General features: G+C 69.9%; 8 protein-coding genes, 1 tRNA gene and 1 other RNA gene. 7 read left to right on the top strand and 3 right to left on the bottom strand.

Annotated elements, in window-relative coordinates; all coding sequences use genetic code 11:
- From G6017_RS03160 to ffs, 3 genes are all read right to left on the bottom strand, one after another.
- The coding region (locus tag G6017_RS03160; RefSeq protein ID WP_347237935.1) for a DNA polymerase III subunit gamma and tau at nucleotides 1-1,260 on the bottom strand (1,260 nt) is incomplete at its 3' end.
- A gap of 505 nt (nucleotides 1,261-1,765) precedes the next feature.
- Complete coding sequence (locus G6017_RS03155; protein WP_182615923.1) at nucleotides 1,766-3,037, bottom strand: aspartate aminotransferase type Ic; 1,272 nt, start codon at nucleotides 3,035-3,037, stop codon at nucleotides 1,766-1,768.
- Nucleotides 3,038-3,084: 47 nt separating this feature from the next.
- An RNA gene (ffs, locus tag G6017_RS03150) (signal recognition particle sRNA small type) lies at nucleotides 3,085-3,179 on the bottom strand.
- A 106-nt stretch (nucleotides 3,180-3,285) separates the two neighbouring features.
- Here ffs and G6017_RS03145 point away from each other — a divergent pair.
- The 7 genes from G6017_RS03145 to nuoE form a co-directional block, all read left to right on the top strand.
- A tRNA-Ser gene (locus G6017_RS03145) sits at nucleotides 3,286-3,373 on the top strand.
- A gap of 96 nt (nucleotides 3,374-3,469) precedes the next feature.
- The gene (locus G6017_RS03140; protein ID WP_481787381.1) at nucleotides 3,470-3,883 is read left to right on the top strand and encodes an Rv3143 family two-component system response regulator; all 414 of its coding nucleotides are present in this window, start codon (nucleotides 3,470-3,472) and stop codon (nucleotides 3,881-3,883) included.
- Nucleotides 3,884-4,135: 252 nt separating this feature from the next.
- The gene (locus G6017_RS03135) at nucleotides 4,136-4,495 is read left to right on the top strand and encodes an NADH-quinone oxidoreductase subunit A (protein WP_095717152.1); all 360 of its coding nucleotides are present in this window, start codon (nucleotides 4,136-4,138) and stop codon (nucleotides 4,493-4,495) included.
- A gap of 25 nt (nucleotides 4,496-4,520) precedes the next feature.
- Nucleotides 4,521-5,075: a NuoB/complex I 20 kDa subunit family protein gene (locus tag G6017_RS03130; protein WP_095717151.1), complete on the top strand. Its 555-nt coding sequence runs from the start codon at nucleotides 4,521-4,523 to the stop codon at nucleotides 5,073-5,075.
- An 86-nt stretch (nucleotides 5,076-5,161) separates the two neighbouring features.
- Nucleotides 5,162-5,797 carry an NADH-quinone oxidoreductase subunit C gene (locus tag G6017_RS03125; protein ID WP_206682165.1) on the top strand — a complete coding sequence of 212 codons (636 nt, stop codon included), beginning with the start codon at nucleotides 5,162-5,164 and terminating at the stop codon, nucleotides 5,795-5,797.
- A complete protein-coding gene (gene nuoD, locus G6017_RS03120; RefSeq protein WP_179524325.1) occupies nucleotides 5,797-7,101 on the top strand; it encodes an NADH dehydrogenase (quinone) subunit D in 1,305 nt (434 codons plus the stop codon). Before G6017_RS03125 ends, nuoD begins: the two co-directional genes overlap by 1 nt.
- The coding region (nuoE, locus tag G6017_RS03115; RefSeq protein ID WP_182615919.1) for an NADH-quinone oxidoreductase subunit NuoE at nucleotides 7,098-7,751 on the top strand (654 nt) is incomplete at its 3' end. The genes nuoD and nuoE, both read left to right, overlap by 4 nt.

The following is a 7,751-nucleotide window of genomic DNA, read 5'->3' as shown; positions in this document are numbered from 1 at the left end:
GCCGCCCGTGCCGGAGCGCCCTTCGTCGTCGTCCGGCGAAGCCCCACCCACTCCGGACGGACCCCCGTCCCGGACCCGGGCACCACCGGCAGGCGCGGTGGCCGCCTGCGCGGTGCCCGACTCCAGCGCCTCGACTCGCTGCACCAGCGCGATCATGGAGTCGTCGGCGGAGGGCAGGAGCAGCTTGGCGCAGAGGATCTCCAGCAGCAGCCTGGGCGAGGTGGCGCCGCGCATCGACCCCATCCCCTCGTGCACCATGTCCGCACACCGCGCCAGGGTGGCGGGCCCGATGTTCTCGGCCTGGCGCCGCATGGTGTCGGCCTGCTCGACCGGGGCGTCGACCAGCCCGCGCTCGATGGCCTGGGGCACCGACTGCACCATGATCAGGTCCCGCAACCGCTGGAGCAGGTCGGCGGCGAACCGGCGGGGGTCGAGCCCGGCCTCGATGACCTTGTCGACGGTCCGGAACAGCGTCGCACCGTCACCCGCGGCGAGCGCGTCCACGGTGTCGTCGATCAACGCGACCTCGGTGGCTCCCAGCAGACTCACCGCACGCGAATAGGTGATGCCGTCCTCGCCCGCGCCCGCCATCAGCTGATCCAGCACGCTCAGCGTGTCACGCGGCGACCCGCCACCCGCGCGGATGACCAGGGGGAAGACCGTGGGCTCGACCCTCACGCCCTCCTGCTCGCTGATCCGCTCGACCAGCCCGCGCATCGACGACGGCGTGAGCAGGCGGAACGGGTAGTGATGCGTCCGCGAGCGGATGGTCGGCAGCACCTTCTCCGGCTCGGTGGTGGCGAAGATGAAGATGAGGTGCTCCGGCGGCTCCTCCACGATCTTGAGCAAGGCGTTGAAGCCCGCGTTGGTGACCATGTGCGCCTCGTCGATGATGAGCACCCGGTACCTGGACGACGCCGGCGCGAAGAACGCCCGCTCACGCAGGTCGCGGGTGTCGTCCACGCCGCCGTGACTGGCCGCGTCGAGCTCGGTGACGTCCAGCGTGCCCGTGCCCCCGGGTGCCAGGGCCACGCACGAGTCGCACTCCCCGCACGGCGTGGCGGTGGGCCCCTCCACGCAGTTCAGCGACCGGGCGAGGATCCGGGCGGACGACGTCTTGCCGCACCCTCGCGGGCCGGAGAAGAGATAGGCGTGGTTGATGCGACCGGAGGACAGGGCCACCGAGAGCGGTTCGGTGACGTGCTCCTGGCCCACGACCTCGGCGAAGGAGGCGGGGCGATACTTCCGATAGAGGGCCACGTGTAGAGGGTACCCAGGGGGTACGACGGCGAGGTCCGCCCTCCGCGTCCCGGGACCCGACCTCCGGAAATGACCGGAGGGGCCGCGTCTCCGCAGCCCCTCCCGACGTCCCTCGCGCGGCGGTGCGGGCCCCCTCAGACCCTCGCGGCGCGGTTCCGGACCAGGATCGGAGCACCGGCCCCTCGCAGCCCCTCAGCCGCACTCCGGTGCCCGATCCCTTATGGGGTCCGGACGTTTCAGATACAACCATGCCGACCTGTGGGGATCAAGGACCTACTCTCGTTGACTATTGCTCAACTATGCGGCTGGCGACATACGTGCACGTCAGCGCCACCGCCGCGGTCCCCCCTGCGTGCCCACCCAATGGGAACATGTTGTAGATCACGTTGGGGCATGTCTCGCAGGTGAAGACGGCTCGGCGACCCGCGCCGGAGCGCGAGGGCGGGCGCCCGGCGCACCCGACCCATGGGGGAAGGTGATTAACGAAGGGGGAGGTGCTGTTACATCAGTTTCGTGCGTCGCGGCACGCGGCGAGCAGCGCGCACAGGCCCACCACGTCCATCGCCTCCTCCACCTCGGCCAGCGGCGGCAACGTGGGGGCCAATCGGATGTGCCGATCGTCGGGATCCTGCCCGTACGGATAAGCCGAACCCGCCGGGGTCAGAGCCACCCCGACCGCCTTGGCCAGGCGGACGGTCTCCGTGGCGGTGCCGTCCGGCACCTCGAGGTCGATGAAGTACCCGCCCTCGGGACTCGTCCACGTCGCCACGTCGTACCCGCCGAGCCTCCGGCCCAGTGCGGCGGCGGCCGCCTCGAACTTCGGGGCCACGATCTCGCGGTGCTTCTGCATGTGGTCCCGCACCCCGTCGGCGTCACCGAAGAAGCGCGCGTGTGCCAGCTGGTTGACCTTGTTGGGGCCGATCGACCGGATCCCGGTGTGCCCCAGGTACCAGTCGAGGTTCGCCTCGGAGGCGGAGAGGAACGACACCCCGGCCCCGGCGAAGGTGATCTTGGAGGTCGAACACACCTGCAGGAATCGATTGGGGTGACCGGCCTCGGCGGCCAGCGAATCCACATCGGGCACCTTGGGGAAGTCCTCGGTCAGCGTGTGCACCACGTAGGCGTTGTCCCAGATCACCCGGAAGTCCGGGGCGGCCGCGGCCATCCGGGCCAGCCGGGACACGGTGTGGTCGCTGTAGACGGTCCCGGTCGGGTTGGAGTAGATCGGCACACACCACATGCCCTTGATCGACGGGTCCGTGGCGACGAGGTGCTCCACCTCGTCCATGTCCGGGCCGCCCTCCCCCATCGTCACGGGGATCATCTCGATACCGAGGGCCTCGGTGATGCCGAAGTGCCGGTCGTACCCGGGGACCGGGCACAGCCAGCGGAGCTTCGGCTCGTCCTTCCACGGGCGCTCCGAGTCGGGCGTACCGAACAGCATCGAGAACGTCAGCAGGTCGTACATGATCGACAGGCTCGCGTTGTCCTGGGCGATCACGCGGCCGGCGTCCACGCCCAGGAGTTCGGCGATGATCCCGCGGAGCTCCGGCAGACCGGCGCCGCCGCCGTAGTTACGGACGTCGGTCTTGCCGGCCGTGTGGTCGCCCTCCCCCGGAAGCGCCAGCAGTCGCTCGGAGAGGTCCAACTGCTCGGGTGACGGCTTCCCGCGGGTCAGGTCCAGGGACAGTCCCCGGTCGGCGAGCGAGTCGTACTCGGACGACAACTCGGACTCGAGTCGGGTGAGTTCGTCGGCGGAGAGATCGGACAGCGCCATAGTGGCCTCCGGGAGGTCGACATCGTCGGTGGTGTGTGTACCCAGACGTAAAGGGACCCCGCGCACCCGCCAGAGCCCGCTGACCCTTGCTGCCTTCCGGCCCTGGGGGAGTTCACAGGATGGACGCCGCGCGGGGTCCGGTGACGAGTCTAGCCGTGCCGCCTCCGCCGCTGCACGCAGCCCGGGATGTGGCCGGTGATTCCCGGATGGTTTGCCAGTGGTTGGCCGCGCTGGGTACTCTCGTCCACGGAGGATTCGCCTAGTGGCCTATGGCGCTCGCCTGGAACGCGGGTTGGGGTTTATGGCCCCTCAGGGGTTCAAATCCCCTATCCTCCGCCGCAGACGCGGCCCGGTGCTCTCGAGCCCGGGCCGCGTCTCTCATTTCGGCCGGTGCGCCGGCTGCCCCCACCGCAGCCGAGCCCGCTCGGTAGCATCGCGAACGTGACCGAGATCACCAGTCCGGACGTCGAGCTACGGGTGCTCGTCTACAGCCACGACGCCGCGACCCGCAGCCGCGTCATGTCAGCACTGGGCACGCGCCCGCACCCCGACCTCCCCCGACTGCACTTCACCGAGGTCGCCACGGCACCGGTGGTGATCGAGCACATGGACGCCGGGGGGATCGGTCTCGCGATCCTCGACGGCGAGGCCGCCCCCACCGGCGGGCTGGGTCTGGCCAAGCAGCTGCGCGACGAGCTCGACCACACCCCGCCGATCCTCGTGCTGATCGGGCGCGCGGACGACCGGTGGCTGGCCGACTGGTCCCGGGCCGACGCGTCGGTCCCGCACCCGATCGACCCGCTCCGGCTGCGGGACACCGTCACCTCGCTCCTCGCGCCGTCCTGAGATCGCGCCGCCGGCCGCCACGGGCAGCCGCTGCAGTCGTCCGCCACAGACCGCCGAAAATCCGTCTGCCGAAACCCCAGACACGCGTCAAAGCAATGTGAGTAGAGTCACAGTCGAGGATCGGGACACCCCGATCCGACAGGGAGACGGCGGGCCGTGACCCCACCACAGCCGGTCGCCGGCGATCCCATGCGGTTGCAGGAGAAGTGCGCCCACAGGTGACTTCTCGAGGAACACGCGAGGAGTGACGCGATGAACGAGTACGTGCCGATCCTGGCCCTCGGGGCCGTCGCCGTCGCCTTTGCCGTCTTCTCCTCGCTGGTCTCCTCGCTGGCCGGTCCGAGCCGGTTCAACAGGTCGAAACTCGAGGCCTACGAGTGCGGCATCCAGCCCACCCCGCAACCGGTCGGTGGCGGGCGATTCCCGGTGAAGTACTACCTCACCGCGATGCTGTTCATCATCTTCGGCATCGAGATCCTCTTCCTCTATCCGTGGGCCGTCCACTTCGACAACCTCGGGTTGTTCGGGCTGGCCGCGATGGCCCTGTTCGTCTTCAACGTCTCCGTCGCCTACGCCTACGAGTGGCGTCGGGGCGGACTGAGCTGGGACTGACCGGAACCGGGAGGAGGAGACAGTCATGGGACTGGAGGAGAAACTGCCGAGCGGGTTCCTGCTGACCACGGTCGAGCAACTCGCGGGCTACATGCGCAAGGGGTCGCTCTGGCCCGCCACCTTCGGCCTGGCGTGCTGCGCCATCGAGATGATGGCCACCAGTGGCGGCCGCTACGACCTGGCCCGGTTCGGCACCGAGGTGTTCCGGGCCTCCCCCCGCCAGGCCGATCTGATGATCGTCGCCGGCCGCGTCAGCCAGAAGATGGCCCCGGTCCTGCGCCAGGTGTACGACCAGATGGCCGAGCCCAAGTGGGTGCTGGCCATGGGTGTGTGCGCGTCCTCGGGCGGGATGTTCAACAACTACGCGATCGTCCAGGGCGTCGACCACGTCGTCCCCGTGGACATCTACCTGCCCGGATGCCCGCCGCGGCCCGAGATGCTCATGCACGCGATCATCACCCTGCACGACAAGATCCAGCACATGCCCCTCGGCGCCAACCGGGCCGAGGCCGTCCGCGCGGCGGAGCAGGCGGCCCTGGACCAGCGTCCGCTCATCCCCGTCGAGGGGATGTTCCGGTGACCGGCGACCATCCGGTCCCGGCCGACGCCCCGGACCCCGCGGGCCCGGCCGGATCCGACGTGACCACGGTCGGGGTCCGCCACGGCATGTTCGGGGTGCGCGGCTCCGGGGACACCTCCGGGTTCGGCGGGCTCGTGCGCCCGGTCGACATGCCGGGCGGTACCCGGCCGCCCGACGGTGGGGACGACGACGAGGTGGTCGCCGCGCTCACGGCCGCACTGGCATCGCGGGGCGGACCGACCTTCGACGAGGCCGTGGAGAAGGTCGTGGTGCACGGCGGACAGCTGACCCTGCACGTCCGGCGCCGACATCTGCCGGCGGTCGCGCTGACACTCCGGGACGACCCCGCACTCCGCTTCGAGATGTCACTCGGGGCGAGCGGGGTGCACTACCCCGACGCCGCGGGCCACGAACTGCACGTGGTCTACCCGCTCCAGTCGATCACCCACAACCGCCGGCTGCTGCTGGAGGTCTCGGCCCCCGATTCCGATCCGCACATCCCGTCCCTGACCAGGATCTATCCGACCACCGACTGGCACGAGCGGGAGACCTACGACTTCTTCGGCGTCCACTTCGACGGACACCCCTCACTCACCCGCATCCAGATGCCGGACGACTGGGAGGGCCATCCGCAACGCAAGGACTACCCGCTCGGCGGGATCCCCGTGCAGTACAAGGGCGCGACCATCCCGCCCCCTGACCAGCGGAGGGCCTACAGCTGATGGCCGACAGAACCGACTCGGACACCGTCCTCACCGCGACCGGGCAGGACTGGGAGGCGATCAGCGACGCGGCACGGAACGCCGACGACGACCGCATCGTCGTCAACATGGGCCCCCAGCACCCGTCCACTCACGGGGTGCTGCGGCTCATCCTCGAGATCGAGGGCGAGACCGTCACCCGCGCGAGCTGTGGGATCGGCTACCTGCACACCGGTATCGAGAAGAACCTCGAGTACCGCTACTGGACCCAGGGCGTCACCTTCGTCACCCGGATGGACTACCTCTCGCCGTTCTTCAACGAGGTCGCCTACTGCCTCGGGGTGGAACGGCTGCTCGGGATCACCGACCGGATCCCGGAGCGGGCGTCGGTCATCCGGGTGATGCTCATGGAGCTCAACCGGATCTCCTCGCACATGGTCGCTCTCGCCACCGGCGCCCTGGAACTCGGGGCCAGCACCCCCATGCTGTTCGGCTTCCGCGAGCGGGAGATGGTCCTGGACGTCTTCGAGATCATCACCGGTCTGCGGATGAACCACGCCTACGTCCGGCCCGGCGGGGTGGTCCAGGACCTCCCGGACGAAGCCGTGCCCAAGGTGCGCGAACTCCTGGACGTGATGCCCGGCCGCATCCGCGAGATGGAGCTCCTCCTGCGCCAGAACCCGATCTGGAAGATGCGGCTCGAGGGGGTGGGCTACCTCGACCTCACCGGGTGCATCGCCCTCGGGGTGACCGGACCGGTGCTGCGGGCCAGTGGACTGCCCCACGACGTGCGCCGGACCGATCCGTACTGCGGGTACGAGACCTACGAGTTCGACGTGGTGACCGGGTCGGGCAGCGACTGCTACGACCGGTTCGTCATCCGGGTGGACGAGATGAAGGAGTCGCTGAGGATCGTCGAACAGTGCCTGGACCGGCTCGAGCCCGGCCCCGTGATGGTCGACGACCCCAAGATCGCGTGGCCCGCCCAGCTCAAGGTCGGCCCCGACGGCCTGGGCAACTCCGCCGAGCACGTCCGCCACATCATGGACAGCTCGATGGAGGCCCTGATACATCACTTCAAGCTGGTCACCGAGGGGTTCGCGGTGCCCCCGGGACAGGTGTACGTGCCGGTCGAGTCGCCCCGCGGCGAGCTGGGAGTGCACATGGTCTCGGACGGCGGCACCCGCCCGTACCGGGTCCACTACCGCGACCCGTCGTTCACCAACCTGCAGGCGGTGGCCGCGATGTGCGAGGGCGGGATGCTCGCCGACGTGATCGCCGCCGTCGCCAGCATCGACCCGGTGATGGGGGGTGTGGACCGATGAGCGGCGAGCCGGTCTTCCTCCAGTTCGGTCAGAAGCCCGACGAACCGGGCGCCATCGTCCACCCGGGCGCACGGCGGACGTATCCGGACGAGGTCCGGGAGCGTCTGGCCGCCGATGCCGCCGTGATCGTCGCCCGCTACCCGCAGGACAGGTCGGCGCTGCTCCCGCTGCTGCACCTCGTGCAGGCGGAGGACGGGCACATCACCCCGGCCGGCATAGAGTTCTGCGCCCGGGTGCTCGACCTGACGGCGGCCGAGGTGATGGCGGTGGCGACGTTCTACTCGATGTACCGCCGCACCCCGACGGGTGACTACCTGGTGGGCGTGTGCACCAACACGCTCTGCGCGGTGATGGGCGGGGACGAGATCCTGGCCTCCCTCGCCGAGCACCTCGAACTCGACGGCCCCGGCACCACGGACGACGGCAGGGTGACCCTGGAGCACATCGAGTGCAACGCCGCCTGCGACTACGCCCCGGTGGTGATGGTCAACTGGGAGTTCTTCGACGACCAGACCCCGGCCTCGGCCCGGCGGGTGGTCGACGACCTGCGGGCCGGGCGGCCGGTGACCCCCACCCGTGGTGCCCCGCTGTGCACCTTCCGCGAGACGGCCCGCATCCTCGCGGGCTTCCCCGACCCGCGCCCCGGCGCC

Source organism: Dietzia sp. B44, from assembly GCF_014145245.1.
GTDB classification, from domain to species: Bacteria; Actinomycetota; Actinomycetes; order Mycobacteriales; family Mycobacteriaceae; genus Dietzia; species Dietzia natronolimnaea.
This window is presented reverse-complemented; position numbering and strand designations above follow the sequence as displayed.